Here is a 22,137-nt window from a genome sequence, read left to right on the forward strand (position 1 = left end):
CGTCAAGATGATCCGTGACTGGGTGAACGCACACAGCGGCACCCACCGCATGGCCAACAGCAGCGACCGCCTGTTCAGATAGCACCACGCGGCCCCGGGGCCGGACGAATACCGTTTAGCGGCCCATACGTTGCTCGGGCCGTCGGCTGCCGTCCCGGCCGACGGCCCCAGGCGCACCGAGGCAAGGTGATCGACGCACCAGTCGTTGGCGACGGAAACCCGGCCGACAGGTCCGTCTCGTCGCTCCGGACGGAAGCTTACGGTCCGGCGTGTCGTCGAGCCGGTGTCGTTGTCCGTCGCGCGGATCATCCCTGTGGGCAAGCGCCCTGCGGCCGTCGAGTGCCGGGCAGGTTGATGAAGTAGCCGTTGGCGGAGTCCCCGCGCATGGAGCGTGCGAGTTCGGAGACCTGTCGTGCTTGGGCGGCACCCTATTGGGTTCGTCGTCCCCGTGTCCGCGACCACTGAATCCGAGGACGGCCCGGGCAATGTCGTGGAGTTCACCGGCATCGGTGACCAGGCCGGTTTCGGCGTAGCGGTACGCCTGCGGGGTTCGTCGGCGAGTACGGCGGTGGCCTCGACCCAGCCGCGCCGGGGACGTGCCCGTTCGGGCGAAAGTCCCGCTCGGCGACCTCGGCCTCGACGTGTGTCGAGGCGACGTCGGCCACGTGTCGTCCCGGCCCGCCAAGCGGCCCAGGGTTGTTCACCCGTTCGTAGTGCGTCGCGCCTGTTTCGTTGCCCACTCGACTAACCCCCTGGTTGGATTTTCGTATGTTCGGAGAAATGCCGCGCGGAAGACAAGGCGCGGTCGGCGATCGGTGCACAGGCACGCTCGGACGGCCCGGGCCGGGAGTCGCCACGCACACCGCGGATGTGGCGGCCGCCGCTCCCGTGGCTTTCATTCCTCAGCAGTGTTCGCCCGGGTGGCGCCCCCGACCGACCCCGCAGCTGCGGTCCCCGTCTGTTGTCCGAGCCTCCCGGAGGTCCTCCGTTGTCCAGCCCTGGCACCACGATCGTGTCCGATCCCGACCCGGAACCCGGTTCGAACCCCGTGGAGGGGCGCGAGGGAGTCGCCTCCCGTGCGCTGCCGCTGACCTCCGCACAGCGGGAGTTCTGGCTCGCCGAGCAACATTCCCCCGGTGGGGGAGCGGCGTACCGGGTCGCGGAGTGCGTGGAGATCCACGGCCCGGTCGACGCCGCGCTGTTCCAGGCCGCGCTGCGGCAGACCGTGTCGGAGACCGAGGCGGTGGGGGCGCGCGTCATCGAGGGCGAGGACGGCCCGGTGCAGGTCGTGGACGCGGACCCGGACCTGTCGTTCCCGCTTGTCGACGTCAGCGGTGAGCCCTGCCCGGAGGCGGCGGCGCGGGCGTGGATGGCAGCGGACATGGACACCCCCATGGATGTGTCGCGCGGTCCGTTGTTCCGGTTCGTGTTGTTGCGACTGGGGACGGACCGCTGGTGGTGGTACGGCAGCAGTCACCACCTGGTGATGGATGGCTTCGGGTTCGCCCTCGTCGCGCGCCGGGTCGCACGGGTGTACACGGCTATGGTCGCCGGAAAGGCGACGGGAGCCTCCCCGTTCGGGTCGCCGGCGTATCTGGTGCGGGCCGACCTGGACTACCGGACCTCAGGGCAGTACGACGCCGACCGCGCGCACTGGACGAAAGTGCTCGCCGACCTGCCCGACCCGGCCCCGCTGCCCGCCCGGCCGGACCTCGCGCACACGGAAGTCGGCGCAGGCGACGGCCTGTGGTTTCCCGGTGCCGCCCGGAGGACCCAAGCGCGCCCGATGGCATCGTCGGAGGCGCTGCGGAAGGCGACCGAGCAGACCGGGACACAGCGGTCGCGCTACGTCGTCGCCGCCGCGGCGGCGTACGCGCACCGGCTGACCGGCGCGCGGGACGTGCTGCTCGGCCTGGTCGTCTCCGGCCGCTCGCGGCGTGACCTGCTCAACATCCCGGGAGTACTGGCCAACGTCGTGCCGCTGCGCCTGAAGGTGCATCCGGCCATGCCGCTGGCCGAGTTGCTCGCCCGAGTCGACCATGCGGTGGAGCAGGCCGTGGCGCACGAGCGCTATCGCGGCGAGGACATGACCCGCGACCTCGGCCTGCCCGACCGGATCGGCTCCCGATTCTTCATGATCGTCAACGTCATGACGTTCGGCGCCTCCCTCACGTTCGCCGGCCACCGCTCCACGATGCACAACCTCTCCCGAGGAGCCGTCGCCGCCCCGACGCTGGTGGCCCTGGAGCAGCGGGACGGAGCCGGGATGCGGCTGGAACTGCACGCCGCCGCGGACCGGTACGGCGACGCGGATCTGGTCGACCATCAAACGCGGTTGCTGCGCCTTCTGGACGCCATGGCCACGGCCGACCCCGATCGACGCATCGGCGCGTTCGACCTGCTTTCCGACGGTGAGCGCCGCGAGCTGGTGGGCCGCCGCGACGAGGTGCCGGCCGAAGTCGCGGACACCAGCGTGCCCGGGCTGTTCGAGGTTCGCGCTCACACCGCCCCGGAGGCCGTCGCCGTCGTGTGTGGGGACGACGCCGTGACCTACGGGGAGTTGAACGCCCGTGCGAACCGGCTCGCGCACGCCCTGATCTCCCGCGGTGTCGGTTCCGAGGACATCGTCGCCCTCGTGCTGCCCCGCGGCGTCGAGATGGTGACCGCGATCCTGGGAGTGCTCAAGGCCGGTGCCGCGTACCTGCCCATCGAACCCGGCTGCCCCGCCGCGCGGATCGTGGCCACGCTCGCCGACACCGGCGCGGTTCTGCTGCTCACCCATACCGCGATCCGGGCCGCGATCGATCCCGCCCCGGGCACGGATTCGATGCTGCTGGACGCCCCTTCGACGGCGGCGCTGCTGGAGAACCACCCCGATTCCGATCCCGTCGTCGCCATCGATCCCCGGCATCCGGCCTACGTCATCCACACCTCTGGTTCGACCGGCCGACCCAAAGGTGTGCTGATCCCGCACCGCAACGTGGTGCGGCTGCTCTCCACGACCCGACACCTCTTCGCGTGCGGTCCGGACGACGTGTGGGCGCTGTTCCACTCCTATACCTTCGACGCCTCGGTCTGGGAGATCTTCGGCTCGCTGCTGCACGGCGGGCGCCTGGTCGTCGTTCCCCACGACACCACCCGCTCCCCAGGGAAGTTCCTGCGCCTGCTGGCCGACGAGCGCGTGACGGTGCTCTGTCAAACCCCGTCCGCGTTCCATCCCCTGATGCACGCCGACCGCGAAGCCCCGCAGGTCGGGCAGGCGCTGTCGCTGCGCACGGTGCTGCTCGGCGGCGAGGCCCTGGACCCCGCCCGCCTGGACGACTGGTACAGCCGCCACGGCGACGACGCGCCCGTGCTGGTCAACATGTACGGCCCCACCGAGACCACGGTGTACGCCACCCACGCCGCGTTCGACCGGGAGACCGCCGCCGCGGCGGGCGCCAGCGTGATCGGCACCGCCCTGCCCGACCTGCGCGCCCACGTTCTCGACGCCGCCCTGCAGCCGGTACCGCCCGGCGTGCCCGGCGAGTTGTACCTCACCGGCGAAGGTCTCGCCCGCGGCTACCTCAACCGCCCCGGCCTCACCGCCGAACGCTTCGTCGCCTGCCCGTACGCGACACCGGGCGAGAGGATGTATCGCACCGGGGACATGGTGCGCCGGCGCGCGGACGGCGCCCTGGTCTACCTCGGCCGCGCGGACCGGCAGGTCAAGATCCGCGGTTTCCGGATCGAACCCGGCGAGGTGGAAACCGTCCTCGCGGCGCATCCGGACGTGGTTCACGCCGCCGTCGTCGCCCGCGAGGACCGGCCCGGCGACAAGCGCCTGGTCGCCTACATCGTCCCGGCCCCCAGCGGTGCGCGGGCCCCGGAGCTGCGCGAGCACGCGCGAGGGCACCTGCCCGACTACATGGTTCCGGCGGAGTTCGTGACCCTGGACGCGCTTCCCCTGACGGTGAACGGCAAGCTGGACACGGCCGCGCTACCGGCTCCCGAGCATCACCCCGGTGCGGGCGGCCGGGCCGTGCGCACCCCACACGAACAGGTGTTGGGTGAGTTGTTCGCCGAGGTCCTGGGCGTGCCCCGGGTCGGCGCCGACGATTCCTTCTTCGACCTCGGCGGCCACTCCCTGCTGGCCACCCGCCTTATTTCCCGCCTCCGCGCGGTGCTGGGCGTCGAGGTGGGGATCCGTACCCTGTTCGAGGCACCCACGCCGGCCGGCCTGGCCGCCCGGCTCGACGAGGCGGGGCAGGCTCGGCCCGGGCTGCGCCCGCAGCAGCGTCCGGAGCCGCTGCCGTTGTCGTTCGCCCAGCGCCGCCTGTGGTTCCTGCACCGCATGCACGGCCCCACGCCCACCTACAACATCGCCCTCGGGCTGCGCCTGTCCGGGGAACTCGACCCGGCGGCGCTGGAACAGGCCCTGGGGGACGTCGCCGTGCGACAGGAGAGCCTGCGCACCGTCTTCCCGCTGTCCGAGGACGGGCTGCCCTGTCAGCAGGTCCTGGACGAGAGGCGAATCCGTCGGCACCTGTCCCTGGCGGTGACGTCCGTCGGCGAGGCGGAGCTGGAGGACCGACTCGCGACGGCGGCGCGCCGCGGCATCGACCTGGTGACCGAACCGCCGCTTCGCGCCGAACTGTTCGCCCTGGCCCCGGACGAGCACGTGCTGTCCTTGGTGGTGCACCACATCGCCGGGGACGGCTGGTCGATGGGCCCACTGGCACGGGACCTGACGGCGGCGTACACCGCGCGGCGCGGCGGCGAGGCACCCGCATGGAAGCCGCTGCCGGTGCAGTACGCGGACTACACCCTGTGGCAGCGGGACCTCCTGGGGGATCCGGCGGATCGCGAAAGCCTGGCTGCCCGCCAACTGGCCTACTGGCGAGAGGCGTTGGCCGGCCTGCCCGAGCAACTCGCGCTGCCCACCGACCGGCCACGCCCCGCGGAGGCCACCCACCGCGGCGCCACCACCGAGATCACGCTGGGCGCCGACCTCCATGCCGCGCTGCTCGATCTCGCCCGCGAACGCGGGGTGAGTCTGCACATGGTCCTCCAAGCGGGTCTCGCCGCCCTCCTCAGCCGCCTCGGTGCCGGGCACGACATCCCCATCGGCACCCCGATCGCCGGGCGCACCGACGAGGCCCTCGACGACCTGGTGGGGTTCTTCGTCAACACCCTGGTCCTGCGCACGGACACCAGCGGCGACCCCTCGTTCACCGAAGTCCTCACCCGTGTTCGCGACACCAACCTGGCCGCCTACGCACACCAGGACCTGCCCTTCGAACGCCTGGTGGAAGAGCTGAGTCCGGCGCGTTCACTCGCGCACCACCCCCTGTTCCAGGTGATGCTCGTCCTCCAGAACACCCCCGCCGGGACGTTCGAGCTCCCCGGCCTGCGCGTGAGCGGCCGGCCGACACCCACCGGCACGGCGCGCATGGACCTGACGCTCAGCCTCGCCGAACAGCACACCCCCGACGGCGCCCCGAACGGGATCGTCGGCACCGTCGAATACGCCACCGACTGTTTCGACCGCGCCGCCGTCGAGGCGCTGACGGACCGGTGGACGCGCCTGCTGGCGTCGGTGGCGGACGACCCCGACCGGCCGATCGGCCACGTGGAGATCATGTCGGCACAAGAACGCCGACGAGTGCTCCAAGAGTTCGACCGGACCGCTCCCGCGACGCCGGGACGATCGATGCCGGCACTGTTCGCCGCACAAGTGGAGCAAACACCGGACGCTCTCGCGCTGATCGCCGGCGACGGCGAACCGACCTATCGGGAACTGAACGCCCGCGCCAACCGGCTCGCCCACGCCCTGATCGCCCGCGGCATCGGCCCCGAGGACATCGTCGCCCTCGTGCTGCCCCCCTCGGTCGACCTCGTCGTCGCGATCCTGGGCACGCTCAAGGCCGGGGCCGCCTACCTGCCCGTCGACCCCGCCTCCCCGGCCGCCCGCATCCGGTCGATGCTCGACGACGCCCGCCCCGCGCTCGTCCTCGACCACCCGGACACGGTCACCGTCCTGGGGGAGGAACGACCGGCCACGGACCCGGGCATCGCCGTCGACCCCCGGCACAGTGCCTGTGTCGTCTACGATTCCGACGCCACCGGCCGGCCCGAAGGCGTCACCGTCACCCACGGCGGCATCCCCCACATGGCCGCCGCCCAGGCCGAGCAGCTCGGACTCGGCACCGGCAGCCGCGTGTTGGCCTCTCCCACCTTCGACGTCTTCGTCCGGGACCTGTGCGCCGCCCTGCTGTCCGGTGCCACGCTGGTGCTCACGCCGGTGGCCGACCCGTTGTCCGCGCTCACCGACCCGCCGTCGGGGCCGGCGCACGCCACCGTGCCGGCGTCGGCGCCGGTCGGTGCGATCGCGAACGACGGCCCGGCGACCGCGCCGGCCGTCGCCGGCCAGGCGTGCCCGGTGGACCCGGTGGACCCGCTGGACCGGTGGGCGTCCGGGCGACGCACCATCAACGCCCACGGCTCGACCGAGACCACAGTATCGGCGACGACGAGTGCCCCGTTCGCCCCCACCGGCTCCGCCCCGCCGATCGGCGCGCCCGTCGCAGGCATGCGCGCCTACGTGCTGGACGCCGCCCTGCGGCCGGTGCCGCCGGGAGTGATCGGGGAGCTGTACCTCGCCGGGGCGAGCATGGCCCGCGGCTACCTGGGCCGGCCCGACCGGACCGCCGAACGGTTCGTCGCCTGCCCATGGGGCCGGCCCGGCGAACGCATGTACCGCACCGGCGACCTCGCGAAATGGCGCTCGGACGAGAACGGACTGGATCTCTGCGGCCGCGCCGACGACCGAGTCGAGATCCGCGGTGTCCGCATCCGACCCGGCGAGATCGAAACCGTCCTGGCGAACCACCCGGACGTGGACCGGGCCGCCGTCGTCGTCCGTGCGGACCGGAACGGCGACAAACGCCTGGTCGCCTACCTGGTCCCCACCGCCGGCCGCGTCGCGCGCCCCTCGGACCTGAGAGCGCACGCACGCGAGCATCTGGCCGAATCCATGATCCCCTCGACGTTCACGACCCTGGACGCGCTGCCGCTGACCACCGACGGCAAACTCGACCGCTCCGCGCTCCCCGCACCCGAACACCGCCCGGCCGAACACCGAGCCCCACGCACCCCGCAAGAACGTCTGCTGTGCGAACTGTTCGCCGAAACCCTCGACCTCCCGCACGTGTCCGCCGACGACAACTTCTTCGACCTCGGCGGACACTCCCTCCTCGCCACCCGCCTCACCTCCCGCATCCGCGCCGTCCTCGACACCGACGTGGAACTGCGCACCCTCTTCGAAGCCCCCACCCCAGCCGACCTGGCCGGACGACTCGACCAGGGGAGTCCGGTCAGGCGGCCCGCCCTGGGCCGCGGGCAACGCCCCCGGCACGTGCCGCTGTCCTTCGCCCAGCGCCGCCTGTGGTTCCTGCACCGCCTCGAGGGTCCCAGCCCCACCTACAACATTCCCCTCGCGTTGCGCCTGACCGGCCACCTGAACCGACAAGCCCTGCACGCCGCCCTCGCCGACGTGGCAGCCCGACACGAGAGCCTGCGCACGGTATTTCCCCAGTCGGAGGACGGCGTGCCGCACCAGCGGGTGCTGGACGCGACGCAGACCCGTGGGCACCTGTGCCTGCCGGTCACCCGGCTCGACGAGAGCGATCTCGGGGAGCGGCTCGCCGCCGCCGCCCGGTACTCCTTCGATCTCGCCGTCGAACCGCCACTGCGCGCGGAGCTCTTCATCACCGGACCGGACGAGCACGTGCTGCTGCTCCTGGTGCACCACATCGCCGGGGACGGCTGGTCGACGGGCCCGCTCTCGCGCGACCTGACCCGCGCCTACGCCGCCCGGGCCCGCGGCGAGGAACCCGCATGGGAACCGCTGCCGGTCCAATACGCCGACTACACCCTGTGGCAGCACGATCTGCTCGGCGACCCGGCCCACCCCGACAGTCTCGCGGCCCGCCAACTCGCCTACTGGAAGGGCGCCCTGAAGGGTCTGCCCGACCAGCTCCCACTACCCTTCGACCGGCCCCGCCCCGCGGCCGCCACCCACCGCGGCGAGCGCCTCGCCTTCGAACTCGACGCCGGAGTGCACGCCGCCCTGACCGATCTGGGCAGATGCCACGGCGCGAGCCTGTTCATGGTCCTGCAGGCCGGGCTCGCCGCCCTGTTCACCCGCCTGGGCGCGGGCACCGACATCCCGATCGGCAGCCCCATCGCCGGACGTACCGACCAAGCCCTCGACGACCTCGTCGGATTCTTCGTCAACACCCTCGTCCTGCGCGCCGACACCTCCGGCGACCCCACATTCGCCGAACTCCTCGCCCGCGTCCGCGACAACGCCCTGACCGCCTACGCCCACCAAGACCTGCCGTTCGAGCAACTGGTGGAAGAACTCAACCCCACCCGGTCGTTGTCCCGACACCCACTCTTCCAGGTGATGCTCGGCCTCCATCCCGCACCGGCACAAGACCTCGCCCTGCCGGGACTGCGCGCCGACGCGGTGCCCCTGGACACCGGAACGGCCCGGGTCGACCTCGCGTTCGCCCTGGAGGAACGGTACGGTCCGCACGGCGATCCCGCCGGTGTGGACGGCACGCTCGAGTACGCCACCGACCTGTTCGACCGGTCCACGATCGAGACGCTGACCGCACGATGGACCCGCCTGCTGCGGGCAGCCGCAGCCGATCCCGACACACCCATCGGCCGCATCGACCTGCTCTCCCAGGACGAGCGACACACGCTGCGGTCCGGCACCGGGCGGCCCGAGGCACAGGACGAGGGCGTGCCGTGGGCCGCACTGCCCGAACTGTTCACCCGGCAGGCGCGGGCCACGCCGGACGCGCCGGCCGTGATCGCCGGCGACACGATCGTGACCTACCGGGAACTGGACGAGCGCGCGAACCGCCTTGCCCACGCCCTGATCGACCGTGGGGTGCGACCCGAGAACACGGTGGCGGTCCTGCTGGAACGCTCCCTCGACCTGGTCGCGGTCCTGTTGGCAATCGTCAAGGCCGGAGCGGTGTACGTGCCGCTGGACCCGCGGTTCCCGCCCTCGCGCATCGACCTGATCATGCGCCGGACCGACGCGGTGCTGCTGCTGACACCCGACACGCTGACCACGCTCGAACGGGGCGACCACAGCGACGCCGACCCGGACATCGCCTGCCACCCGCGCCGGCTCGCGTACGTGATGTTCACCTCCGGGTCGACCGGCGAACCCAAGGGCATCGCCGTCACCCACCACGACGTGGCCGCGCTGGCACTGATCCCCACCTGGCGCGGCGGCGCCCACGAGCGGGTCCTGGCGCACTCGCCCACCGCGTTCGACGCCTCCACCTACGAACTGTGGACACCCCTGCTCAACGGCGGCACCGTCGTCCTCGCCCCACCCGACCCCCTCGACATCGACACCCTCCACCGCGTCCTCACCCGCCACGCGGTGACCGCCGTGTTCCTCACCTGCGGACTGTTCCACCTGATCGCCGAACAGCAACCGCACTGCCTCGCCGGCGTGCGCGAGGTATGGACCGGCGGCGACGTGGTCTCCCCTGCCGCCGCCGCCCGGATCCGGCAAGCCTGTCCCGGCACGCTGGTGGTACACGTCTACGGCCCCACCGAGACGACGACGTTCGCCACCCACCACCGGCTCGGACCCGTGGTCGCCACCGATCGGCCGCTGCCGCTGGGCCGGCCCATGCCCGGCATGCACGCCTGGGTCCTCGGCGCCGCCCTCGACCCGCTGCCGCCGGGAGTGACCGGCGAGCTCTACCTCGCCGGCTCGGGCGTCGCCCGCGGCTACCTGAACCGTCCGGCCCCGACCGCCGAGCGGTTCGTGGCGTGCCCGTTCGGTGCGCCCGGGGAACGGATGTACCGCACGGGCGACCTCGCCCGGTGGCGTGCCGACGGCACGGGCCTGGAATTTTGCGGACGAGGCGACCAGCAGATCAAGATCCGCGGGTTCCGCATCGAACTCGGCGAGATCGAAGCAGTTCTCACCACGCACCCCGGCGTGGCCCAGGCCGTCGTGACGGCCCCCGAGGACCGACACGGCGACAAACGCCTCACCGCCCACCTCGTGCCCACGCGGGGCGAGAGCCCGACGGTCCCCCAACTGCGCGCGTACATGGGAGGGCACCTGCCCGAGTACATGGTCCCCTCGGCGTTCGTCTTCCTCGACGCCATGCCGCTGACCCCCAACGGCAAACCGGACCGCACGGCGCTGTCCGCCCCGGAACACCGGCCGAACGCCAAGGACGACACCCGCACAGCTCCACGAACCCCCCACGAACGGGTCATCGCCGAACTGTTCGCCGAGATTCTGGATCTGCCGGCCGTCGGGACCGACGACTCCTTCTTCGACCTCGGTGGCCACTCCCTTCTCGCCACCCGTCTCATCTCCCGAATCCGCGCCGTCCTCGGCGTCGACATCGCACTCGGCACCCTCTTCGAGACACCCACCCCGGCCGGCCTGGCCGAGCGAGCGGGAGCGGGTCGCCCCGGTGACGTCATGGAGGTGGTACTGCCGCTGCGTCCGCACGGGAGTCGGCTGCCGCTGTGGTGCGTTCATCCCGCCGGCGGCATCGGCTGGGCGTACGGCGGGCTGTTGCGCCACCTGCACCCGCACCAGCCCGTGTACGCGCTTCAGGCTCGTGGCCTGACCCACCCGGAATCCGCGCCCGCCTCGGTCGAGGAGATGGCGGCCGACTACCTGGAACAGATCCGCGAGGTGCAGCCGGAGGGGCCGTACCAGTTGCTCGGCTGGTCCGCCGGCGGACTGATCGCGCACGCCATCGCCACCGAACTGGCCACGCGCGGCGAGCACACGGCGCTGCTGGCCGTTCTCGACGCCTACCCCCTGTACGCGATCTCTCCCGACGAATCCGCGCTTCACCGCGGAGCGGAACACCTGGCTCTCGTTCTCGACTGTGACCCGGGCGCCTTCGCCACCCTTCCGGCGACCTACGACGGACTCGCCCGGGTGCTGCGCGAACGAGAGCACGTCCTGGCCGGTCTGCAGCCGGATCAACTCGCGGCCGTCGCGGCCGTGTTGGACCACAACGCGGTGGCAGCGCAGGCGTTCACCCCCGGCGTGTTCGACGGGGACATGTTGCTGTTCAAGGCCACCACGGACCGCGATCCGCGCATTCCCGAGCCCACGGCGTGGCGCCCGCACGTGCGCGGGCGGATCGAGATCCTCGAGATCGCCGCCCGTCACAACGGGCTGATGCAACCGGACGCGCTCGCCCGGATCGGCCCCGCCCTCGCGGCTCGCCTCGACGGGATCGCCGCGACCATGCCGGCCGGTACATCCGACCCCGACCACGACCCCGAACCCGTTCCCGCCGGTGCACCGGCACCGGCAGCGCACGACCGGAAAGAGCCGACATGACCCACACGACCAACCCCTTCGAGGACAACGACGCCACCTACCTCGTCCTGGTCAACGACGAGAACCAGCACTCACTGTGGCCCGCAACCCTCGACGTACCCGCCGGATGGACCGTGGCGCATCCCGAGGACAGCCGCCAGACCTGCCTCGACCACATCGAACGCACCTGGACCGACATGCGCCCGCAAAGCCTGATCGACGCCATGAACGCCCAGGGGTAAGAGAACGGCAGGAGCCTGGGACGACCCGGCGCGGGCGGACGGCCCGGCATGGGTCGACGACGGGGCGCCCTCGATCGGCTTCGGGAGCGATCGAGGGCGCGTGTCGGGGCGGGCTGGGGGAGTGGGGGTCGAACGGGGCTGCTCGGTGGACGGCGCGCGTGGAGGGTTGCGCCGGGAAGCCGGGTTCCGTCGCGAAGCGGAGCCGAACCGTACCGGTAGCGCCCACGCGACAGGCGAAATGAGACGGTATCACCGAATAGGTGACTACTTTGTGATAATTTCTGATAACTCTCTGTATCTATCAGGGGTTCGGGCTTGCATCCACGTACTTCGCAGACCGCGGTGATCCTCTGGTACTCGCCTTGGAAGGGAACGACATGGTGCGCAAGCTGGCTGCGGAATTGCTGGGGACGGGACTGCTCGTATACGTCGCTGTCGGTGTGGCCACGTTGTCGTTCGGCTTCGGCACCACGGGGACCAGTTACGCCGCCGGCGTGGTCGCGACCGCACTCGCGTTCGGCCTCACTCTTTTGGCCCTGGCGTACGTGCTCGGTCCCATTTCGGGCTGTCACGTCAATCCGGCCGTCACCCTCGGAGCCCTTTTGGCGGGTGCAATTTCGCTGGTGGAGGCGGTCGGTTTCTGGGTTGCGCAGTTCGTGGGCGGGATTCTCGGGGCTTTGCTCCTATGGGCCACGTTCGTCGGTTCGCCCCTTTACAGCCGTTCGACCACCGGCCTTGGGGCCGACGGCTGGGGTGACGCCAGTGCCATCCATATCAACGGGGGCGGTGCCTTTCTGATCGAGGTGGTGCTGACCACTCTCTTTGTCTTTGTCGTCCTTGGCGTAACCGGTAGAACCGCGAATGCCACGATGGCAGGGCTCACCATCGGGCTGTCGCTCGCCGTGTGCCACCTCATCGGGATTCCGATCACCGGAACGTCGGTGAACCCGGCCCGCAGTCTCGGGCCTGCCCTCATCGTCGGCGGGAAAGCCCTCGATCAGGTGTGGCTCTTCATCGTCGCCCCCCTCGTGGGTGGCATCCTGGCCGCCGGCATTCACAGGCTGCTCTTCCCGAAGCCCATCGCTGCCCCGGGTGTAAACCCTGGGGGAACCGAAACCGAGACCGAGACCGAAACCTGAGCCGATGTCGGTTCGGTCCATCCGACGAGCGGATGCCGCCGCCTGCACGGCGCTGCCGTAGTCCACGCTGTAGGTCACGGACTTCGCCGGGCGCCGTGCCCCCTGCCGCACGGTCCTCACGAGCACGGTGCCGCCGGTGATCGCCACCCTCGCGGGTCCCCCGGACGGTCGTGCGGAACCCCACGACCCGCTTCACGAGCGGACGAACCCCGGACAACGGGCCGGGGCGTGCGCCAGACTCTCCCATAGCTCGGCCCCGGGACAACCGCCCCGGGAAGTGATGTTCGAGTGGGGGACACCCATGAACATAGCTTGGCCAAGGCTGCACAGGGCAACTATTCCGACAATCCTCGCGTTACTGCTCGCGTTAACCGTCGCCGCACCGGGGACAGCCCGGGCGGCGGCGGGTTCCACGGACATCGGCGTCAACGGCGACCCGGCCCAGCCGGTCATCTGCCCCTGCACCCTGTGGGCATCGACCGAACAGCCCTCCTCCGGTCCCGATCCGGACACCGCCGCCACCGAACTCGGCGTCAAGTTCCAAGCGGACCAGGCCGGTTACATCACCGGCGTACGTTTCTGGAAGGACGCCACCAACACCGGCACGCACACCGGCACCTTGTGGTCGGCGTCCGGCGATCGACTGGCCACCGCCACGTTCACCGACGAGTCCGACTCCGGCTGGCAACAGGTGAACTTCGCCCAGCCCGTCCCGGTCACCGCCGGCACCATCTACGTGGCCTCGTATCACGCGCCCAACGGCAGGTACAGCGCCGACCAGGGCGGTCTGACCACCGCGCACGTCCGCGGCCCGCTCACCGCACCCGCGAGCGACACCGCCGGCGGCAACGGGGTGTACTTCTACGGCACCGGATTCCCGAACTCGACCTGGAACGACACCAACTACTGGGTCGACCCGGTGTTCAACACCTCCGACGCTCCCGGTCCTGCGCCGGCGGTCATCGACATCTCCCCGACGCAGGGGGAGGCCTCCGTCCCGGTAGACACCAACATCACCGCCACTTTCGACCGGGAAGTGCAACCCTCCACCATCCGTTGGGTGATCTGGCAGGGCGAGAGCGGCGGCCGCCCCGGCAGCACGACCTACAACGCCACCAGCCGCATCACCACCTTCGATCTCACCTACCACCTGGAGCCCGCCAACACCTACTTCGTCGACCTGATCGGCGTGAAATCCCTCGACGGCACCCCGATGCCCACCAAGAGCTGGACCTTCACCACGGCCGACAGCCCGCCACCCGTCTGCAACCCGTCCTGCACCATCTGGCCCTCGAACGCGACGCCGGCCGTGCTCGCGGAGGACGACGCCACCAGCATCGAAGTCGGCGTCAAATTCGGTGCGAACACGCGCGGATTCGCCACCGGCCTGCGGTTCTACAAGGGCCCGGGCAACACCGGTCCGCACACCGGAACCATCTGGACCGGCGGGGGCTATCAACTCGCCACCGCCACGTTCACCAACGAGTCGGAATCGGGTTGGCAGCAGGTGACGTTCGCCCAACCGGTCTGGATCAGTCCCAACGTCACCTACGTGGCCTCGTACTTCGCCCCCGCAGGCCGGTACTCCCTCACCGACGGCGGATTGACGGACGCGGCCGGGGGTGCGGTCACCGCCCCGGCATCCGGCAGCGTCGGCGGCAACGGCGTGTACAAGTACGGCTCCAGCGGCTTCCCGACCAGCACCCGGAACGACACCAACTTCTGGGTGGACGTCGTCTTCACCACCAACAACTAGACCGTCTCGTTCGGATCATCCGATCGCTGGTTGATGTGTGTCGTCGACCGATGCCCGGTGGGTGCGGCGTCGGTTGCTTCTCCGGCCGGTTCGTTGCCAGTTTGCTTCCCCGATCGGGTCCGCCCCCTCAAGGCCCGGGAACCGGACGACGCTCCTCCGACCGCGGTTCGCCACCTTGCAGCCCGGTGGGGACCGGGTAAGCACCCACGGTCGCAGGGGTGTTGCCTTTCGTGGCTCGGGTAGTCGTCCGGTGCCGGCTTCCCCCGTGGTCGGCACTCGCGCGGTTCGACGCCCGCTCACCCCCGTCCGGCCGTCGGACCGCGCGGGCACACGAGTTCCGAGCTCGGCGGGGGCGGGCCCGTACCGTTTCGAGGGTGACAGGCTGTCCGTCCCGGACGACAAGCCGGCGCCGCTCCATGATCGCGGCCGTATGAACCCGTCCCATTCTCGCGGTGTTTACGCAGGTCGGCGGAGGGATGCACGTCCCAGGTCGAGGTGGGACGCCGTTGTTCTCCCCACCGGGTCTGCGGGCCGCCACAGTTGATCCCACCGGGCCGTCGGAGGCTCGTCCGTGGGCGGCTCCGGCACCTGTCGGCACCGTGGGTGCGCGGTGCACGCCGTCGCCCGCGACTCACGTAGTAGTGAACGACTTCCAGTGGTGGACGACTTCGAACGGGCGAGGCCTCAACAGATGCATCCGATCGCACGCATTCTCCAACTGATCTTTCTGGTAGCGGGGTTCGTACTGCTCGGAATGGGATTCGTCGAGCAGGACGAGGACGACGCCAAGCGAGGGCACTTCAACGAGTGGGTGTGCAGGCCCGATTCCGGCAGCAAGGAAGCCACTCGCTGCGTATCGGGCGGACAGAACAACTATTCCGTCGCGTACGGCTCCGAGAACGGCGGCCTGTCGATGAGCCTCGCCGGTGTCGGTCTGATCGCCGCGTCCATCTCGATCGCGGTCGGCGGTACGAGGCGCGGATCGGCACCGGCCGGCGTGGGCGCGTCGTACGGTGCCCCGGCATACAACCCGTCCGCGCCGCCCATGCCGGGCCCGCCGCGCTAGCCGGAGCGCTCGGTCGCCCGGGGAACAGCGCGGTACCTGGGGGTGGTTGGGGTGTTCAGGGGGCTGGGGGTGGTGTGGGGTTGTCGGCGAGCCATTCCTGAAGTTCACGGTGGCGGAACTGGTAGGCGGTTCCCGAGACGCGGAGGAGTCCGGCGTCGGTGGCCCAGGCCAGGAACCGCCCCAGTCGCCACGGCAACCGCCGGGGTCCGCGGCGGGTACACAGCAGCAGGGCGAGATATCGAACTCCCGCGCCCCCGACGAATCCGTTGACGCACAGCAGCATTCCCCCGGCAAGCAGGGCCACGAGCACAACGCTCCTCACGATGGCGAGGGCCCAATCGAACAGTCCGGGTCGGAGCTGGGGCGCGACGGCCAGGACGAGTGCGAGTGCGGGCACCAGCCCGGCCGCGAGCCGCGCCGCGACTTCGACCCCGCTGCCGGTTCCGACACCGAACCTCGCCGCGAGGGCGAATCCGAATCCCATTCCGAGTGTGCAGACGAGCCCGAGGACGAGCCCCATCGCATCCTCGCCGACCCACCCCATAACGATGTAGGCCAGCAATCCCGCACCGCAGGCGAATCCGATGCCGAGCCAGGCCGCTACGTCGGACCTGATCAGGTTGCGCGGGTTCGTGAAGCCGACCCTGCCGGCCGACTCGTGCCCGGTGATCAGCAACGCGATCAGCGCGATCGCCACGGACACGGTCACATCCGTGTAGCCGTACAGGAATCGCAGTATCACCGCTCCTTCGACCCCGATCGTGAGCCCCCCGGCGATGCGCTCCACCGCGGTGGGACCTCCATGACGCGGCCGGATGCGCAGGGGTGACAGGTATGCGGGTGACGGCCAAACGTTGTACCAGGCACACGCCACCCCGACGCCGCAGATGGCAGCCACCGTGCCTGCCCCCTGGAGCTTTTCCGCGGAGAATTCGAATCGATCGAAGAGAGCGGTCAACAACAACATGCCCAGCCCGAGCGGGACCGCGCACAGGAATCCGTGGACGGCTCTGGGTCGTCGCGGGCCGGCCAGCGGCCACATCTCGTGGAGGATCATGTCGGTCCCGGACAGCGTGCGCCCGCCGACGTGGCGCCACGTGACGGTGTTCGCCCTGAGGTAGCCGGCCAACACGCCCAACCACGTGTGCACTTGAGCCGGGGTGTATCCCGGCCGTCGCCCGTCGCGTGCGAGCTGATCAGTGGTGGCGGCCAGCACGAAGAGCCTGTTGAGGTGGTGACGCATCGCCGCTTCACCACCCGGTCGAGGCGAGAGGAGGTTGTCGGGATGGAATTGCGGCAAGTGGAAGCCGCGGGCGTCACGCTGCTCATGCACGGTCACGGCCATCATCAGCCGCCAGGGCGTGGACAGAACCCGTGCGACGCTTCCGAACGGCTCGCGGTCGAGGGTGTCGGTCACATTCCGCCAACGCGCGCGGTCGTCGACACGGTCGAAGATGAACTGCCGCGCCTGGGAAAAGGTCACGGGCACGATCTCCACACGCGCGGCGTCCTTGGCCCACACCTGCAGACCGTCGTAGGGCCCGCTGCGGCACGTCAGGACCAGACCCGCCTTCTCACGACCGTGCTGGTACGCGTTCAGCACCTCCAGCGCCCGCCACCCCCGGCCGAAATTGGGGCCCGGATCCTCCGCGTCCATCTCGTCCAAACCGTCCAGGACGGGCAGGATCAGCCCCGCCTCGACCAACGCCTTCGCGACCACCGACGTGATCCGATAGTTGCGCACCAGATGAGCGCACACCCACGAACGCACCGCCGCCCCTGCCGCCTCGACCGTCACGGGCACCGCGTCGGGCAGCGTGGACCACGAGGCCAACGACATCCGCACCGGCACCGGATCCGAAGCCTTGCGCTCGAGATCCAACAGACCCAGGACCAACTCGATCGCCAGGACCGTCTTGCCCGCCCCCGGAGCCCCGGTGATCACCAACCGCCGCGGACGCAACTTGGCGTAGTAGTCGACCACCGTGCTCAGCCGCCCCTCCGACCCGGCGCCGGCGGCGCTGCGCCGGGCGGCCGGGCGCAGGACGAATCTGACGTCGATGCGCGGGCTGTCCTCGCCCAGCATCCGCGCCCGCTCGGCCGTTTCGACCAACTTCACCTGACGGGCCAGGTCGTCGGCGAACGCGAGGTTGGGAGCCTGTTGACGCAGGGCCGCCCGGGTCATGAGCCCCGACCACACCGCCACACCCGTCCCGAACAGCACCCCCAGTGCCCCGATCGGGTCGAAGTCGTCCCCGGGCTTGACCCCGCGCAACCCCCACACCGCAGCCACGACCACGGCCACCAAGCACACCAGTGCCCAAGCCAAAGCGACCTTGCGTCCCCCGTGAGTGCCCATGACAGGCATCATCCCGACCCGACGCGAACGGCCGCAGGGCTTTCCAGGACCAAGGATCCTTGGCGAACGCGCTCTCGGCCGTTGCCTATGCGCAATCCCGAAACGCCACCATCGACACCGAGCGAGGCGTGTCCACATCCGCGGCCGAGGCCCCGCGCGGGCCTTCAGAACTCAGGACATTCGTTGCCGAGCAGCGCGCCGTGAACGCCCGGATCATCGAACTGATCTCGGCATCGATGCGGGCGGTGATGTCGGCGTCGTCGCCGACGCGGCCCGGGCCGCATCCGCACCTCTCGCCGCCGATCCCTGGGATGGTTGTCCGTGACGCCGCCGCGGGACGCGGGCATCGCCGGATGTTCGGCGAGTGTGTGGTCGTCCTCGGCGACGACGGTGCAACCGCGGTGGCCCGTGGCGGGAACGTGGCGGCCGGAGGTGGCAAGGCCCCAGTGGACGAGGAGAGTTCGCGTGGGCGGGGGAACCGGGGTCGTCCGGACGCCCGAGTGGGTTCGCTCCCGGGGGCGCGCCCGAACGAGCCGTGACCCCGCCTGCCGTGCCGGTGTGCGGGAGGCTTATGCTCACGTCCTCGTGATCGACAATCCCCGTACCGTGCTTGCCGCTCTCGCGAGCACGGCCCTGATATCCGTCTCCGTCATCGGCTGTTCGGCCGCGACCGACCTCGCGGCCGGCAGCCGCCCCGAACCGGCCGCATCCTCGACCGCCCGTGCCGCCCCGAAGGCGACCTCGTCGGGATCGCCGGCGACTCGGCCCGGGAGCCCGGCCACTCGCGCCGTCCCGGAGGCAACTCCATTCAGCCTGCCGCCGCGTACCGGCGCCACGTTGACGCGTGCCGAGGCCGCGCGGCGCTACCAGCAGATCGTGTCGGGCCGAAACCGGGCGATCAACGCGTTCGAGGAGGCCATCGAGGACGGCCGTCCGTGGTCCGAGGTGCGCGTCCTCGCCGTCGACCGGCTCGCCGCCGAGGACGAGGAGTCCCGGCAGCTCGCCGCGACCCCGTGGCCGGCCGACGTCGCCCCGCTCGCGGACGCGCTCGCGCGCGAAAACGTGTCCATGCGGCCCTCCTGGCTCAAGATCATCGAAGCGAGGACCCGAGAGCAACTCGCTCGTGCGATACGGGAGTTGGACCCCCCGGATTCCGATCTCGCGTACCGCATCCGCGTCCTCCTGGGCCTGCCCACCGGAGACTTCCCGGAACAGCCGAAGGCGTAGCCGCCACCGCCCCGTACCGGGCGTCGGCCGACGCGGGGCAACGATCCGTGCCGGGAGGGCGGTCCGGCGGCGCGCCGACGATCCGTGCGGGCGGGTCGTTCACGTCGGCCGGTCTCCGGCGTCGTCCGTCGGCGACCGTCAACGCGACGTGACCCAACCGCCCCCACGGCGTGACCACACGGCCTCCGGACCGGGCCTGGGCGATCCACGCGCACGGCACGTGTTCCACCGCGTAGGTCGAGATCACCCGGTCCACGGCCACTCCGACGGACGTCCCGCTGCGCCGTCTGTGACCTCGACGCGCACGCGGACCGGGATACGTCTCACCCGGCCCGAGCGGAGTCGACCCGGGGCCTCGATGAGCGGGTCGGCTCTGTGCGAGGGTGCGTGCGTCGGAAGCCGCAGTTCGCGGTCGCGGTAGGGACCGTGGTCAGTCCCGGTGGGCCTCGCGTGAGGGCGGCGGGCCGGCCCGGCGGGAGGTGCGGCGGGTGATTCGCCTGGTCATCAGGGTGATCGCGGCCCAGGTGATGAGCGACTCGGAGTTCCGGATGAGGTGTTCGTAGGTCGCGGGCGGGCCGGCGGGCGTGCATGACCCAGGCGATCGATCGTTCGACCAGCGGTCTCCGCGGCCTTCACGGACTGGGAGTCGATGACGGTGGCGACCGCCCCGGGGGCTCGGCCCATCCCGCGCCGGATGCGCTTGCGGAGATGGTCGCGGATCTGCCCGACCAGGCCGGCCGCCGCCCAGCGGGCCATGATGAAACACCGTTTTGCATATTGCACCGATCCGAACGCACCCCTTGTACACGTGCGACGGAATGGACTAGACCTTTGCCATGTCTGGCCCAGGGCGCCGTGACGCCCCGTCGGAAAGTAGGCGCTCGTGACCGTTCGTCCATCCGGTCTGCTCGCGGCCGTCACCGCCGCCGTGCTGCTCGCCACCACCTCTGCCACCACCGCGACCGCCGCCGCCGGCAACGGGCCGCACGGTCCGAAGCCGAAAGGCCAGCGGATCGGGTACTTCACCCAGTGGGGCCCCGACAGCTCCGCCAAACGCGTCCAGAAGACCGGCCAGGCCGCCAAGCTGACCACGATCAACTACGCCTTCGGCAACGTCTCCGCGGAGGGCACCTGCTTCGAGGCCAACATCGAGGGTCAGGGCTACGCCTACGACGACTACCAGCGCCCGTTCACCGCCGCCGAGTCGGTGGACGGCGTGGCCGACACCCCCCGCCAGGCACTCAAGGGCCACTTCAACCAACTGCGCAAACTGAAGGCCGCGAACCCGCAGCTCAAGGCGGTCATCGCGCTCGGCGGCTGGACCTGGTCCAAGTACTTCTCCGACGCCGCCGCCACCGACCAGTCGCGCAAGAAGTTCGTCTCCTCCTGTATCGACCTCTACATCAAGGGCGACGTGCCGCGGCTCGGCGGCGCTCCCGAGGGCGGGCCCGGCGCCGCCGAAGGCGTCTTCGACGGCATCGACGTCGACTGGGAGTACCCGGGCGGCGGCGGCGCGGAAGGCAACGTCGAACGCCCCGAGGACGGCCGCAACTTCACGCTGCTGATGGCCGAGTTCCGCAAGCAACTCGACGAGTACGCCGCGCAGAAGGCCAAGACCCGGGGCGAACGCCCCAAGCCTCGGCATTACCTGCTGACCGCCGCGCTCCCGGCCAGTTCCGTGGTTGCCGACCGCCTGGAGATCCCCAAGGTCTCCGCCTCGGTCGACTTCATCAACCTGATGACCTACGACCTCCACGGCGCGTGGGAAAGCAAAGGCCCCACCAATCACCACGCCAACTTGTACTCCGACCCCACCGACCCCGACGCCCGCCAACGCAGCGCCGACAAGGCCGTCGACCATTACGCCCGACTCGGCCTGCCCTCCCGAAAGACCGTTCTGGGCGTCCCGTTCTACGGCCACGGCTGGACCGGCGTCCCGGCAGGCGACCGCAACGGCCTCTACCAGAAGGCCACCGCCACCGCACCGGACCTCACCTACAAGGAACTCGGCGCCCACCCCGGCACCACCTACGTCGACCGAAACCACGGCGCCTCGTGGAAATACGACGGCAACACCTTCTACACGTATGACAACGCCGAGATCCTCACCGCCAAGGCCCGCTACGCCCGCCGGCACGATCTGGCCGGCGTCATGATCTGGGCTTTGGACGGCGACGACGCCCGAGGCAGCGGCATCGCCGCCCTGGACCGCGGCCTGCGACGCTAGCGACCCGCCACTGCCGGCTGTCGGCCGCCGCGGTCTCGACGAACTCGACCGTGGCGGCGCGCAGTCCGCATTCTCCGGTAGCGGCCATGAAGGCATCTGCGTCAACCTTTCGCGCACCCTTGGCCTGTTCCGCCAGGACCATCACGTCCGGACGTGATGGTCCTGGGCCACATCACCAGTCGCCCGCCGACGGCCCCTGCGCCCCGCGTGAGAGGCTTCCCGAGCACACACGACCCGGGCTCACAGGGCGCGTTGGTACTGGTCGGGTCGGGCCGCCTTGTCCGCGGGGCGCCCACGCAGGGGGAGATGCGGGTCGCGGGGGAGGGGGCACCCGATCATCACGGCAACCACCGGGCCGTTCGCCGTCGGTTCGCCGGCCGGAGACACGACATCCAGCCATCCATCCATCCATCCATCCATCCGGCCGAGCGCGGCGACCGGAAGTGCCGCCGTGTTCAAGCCGTTGCCGCGAACCCGACGTGGCCTTGTGCCGCGTCGGAGGGCGAGCTCCCGGTCCCGGACACCGGCCCGGCCGTGGCCGCGGCCCACGCCGATGCCTCGTCAGCTCCGCACGGCGGCAAGAAGTTTCGCCGTGGCACATTCCGACCGATGTGATGATGCGTCGGCGAACGTTGCTGTCGGGGGCGGTGGTTACGCTGTCGTCATCCGGGACCCGGGGGAGTTGTGCGTCGGTTCCGCAAGCACGTGCTGGTCTACGTGTTCGTTGTTGTGGCGGCGTGG

General features: G+C 70.7%; 8 protein-coding genes. 7 read left to right on the forward strand and 1 reads right to left on the reverse strand.

All coding sequences use genetic code 11. The features are described 5' to 3' along the window. The first annotated feature begins 988 nt into the window (after positions 1-988). The 5 genes from ACIBSV_RS10500 (at position 989) to ACIBSV_RS10520 (ending at position 15,583) form a co-directional block, all read left to right on the forward strand. Positions 989-11,401, forward strand: a complete 10,413-nt coding sequence (locus ACIBSV_RS10500) for an amino acid adenylation domain-containing protein (RefSeq protein WP_395861355.1) — start codon at positions 989-991, stop codon at positions 11,399-11,401. Continuing rightward, positions 11,398-11,622, forward strand: a complete 225-nt coding sequence (locus tag ACIBSV_RS10505) for an MbtH family protein (protein ID WP_395861357.1) — start codon at positions 11,398-11,400, stop codon at positions 11,620-11,622. Before ACIBSV_RS10500 ends, ACIBSV_RS10505 begins: the two co-directional genes overlap by 4 nt. A gap of 377 nt (positions 11,623-11,999) precedes the next feature. Beyond that, positions 12,000-12,761: an aquaporin gene (locus ACIBSV_RS10510; RefSeq protein WP_395861359.1), complete on the forward strand. Its 762-nt coding sequence runs from the start codon at positions 12,000-12,002 to the stop codon at positions 12,759-12,761. A gap of 301 nt (positions 12,762-13,062) precedes the next feature. Next, positions 13,063-14,517, forward strand: coding sequence for a DUF4082 domain-containing protein (locus tag ACIBSV_RS10515; protein WP_395861361.1), 1,455 nt, complete (start codon positions 13,063-13,065; stop codon positions 14,515-14,517). 658 nt (positions 14,518-15,175) lie between these two features. After that, positions 15,176-15,583 carry a hypothetical protein gene (locus ACIBSV_RS10520; RefSeq protein ID WP_395861363.1) on the forward strand — a complete coding sequence of 136 codons (408 nt, stop codon included), beginning with the start codon at positions 15,176-15,178 and terminating at the stop codon, positions 15,581-15,583. 55 nt (positions 15,584-15,638) lie between these two features. Here the strand turns inward: ACIBSV_RS10520 and ACIBSV_RS10525 are convergent, their stop codons facing one another. Next, on the reverse strand, positions 15,639-17,942 hold the full coding sequence (locus ACIBSV_RS10525; RefSeq protein WP_395861364.1) for an NACHT domain-containing protein: 2,304 nt from the start codon (positions 17,940-17,942) through the stop codon (positions 15,639-15,641). 585 nt (positions 17,943-18,527) lie between these two features. Between ACIBSV_RS10525 and ACIBSV_RS10530 the strand changes: the two genes are divergently transcribed. Together ACIBSV_RS10530 and ACIBSV_RS10535 are read left to right on the forward strand one after the other, a co-directional pair. Next, entirely contained in the window at positions 18,528-19,169 is a 642-nt protein-coding gene (locus ACIBSV_RS10530; protein WP_395861366.1) for a hypothetical protein, read from the forward strand. A gap of 883 nt (positions 19,170-20,052) precedes the next feature. Beyond that, entirely contained in the window at positions 20,053-21,396 is a 1,344-nt protein-coding gene (locus ACIBSV_RS10535; protein ID WP_395861368.1) for a glycoside hydrolase family 18 protein, read from the forward strand. The last annotated feature ends 741 nt before the right edge of the window (positions 21,397-22,137 follow it).

It is taken from the genome of Embleya sp. NPDC050154 (genome assembly GCF_044460165.1).
Taxonomy (GTDB): Bacteria; Actinomycetota; Actinomycetes; order Streptomycetales; family Streptomycetaceae; genus Embleya.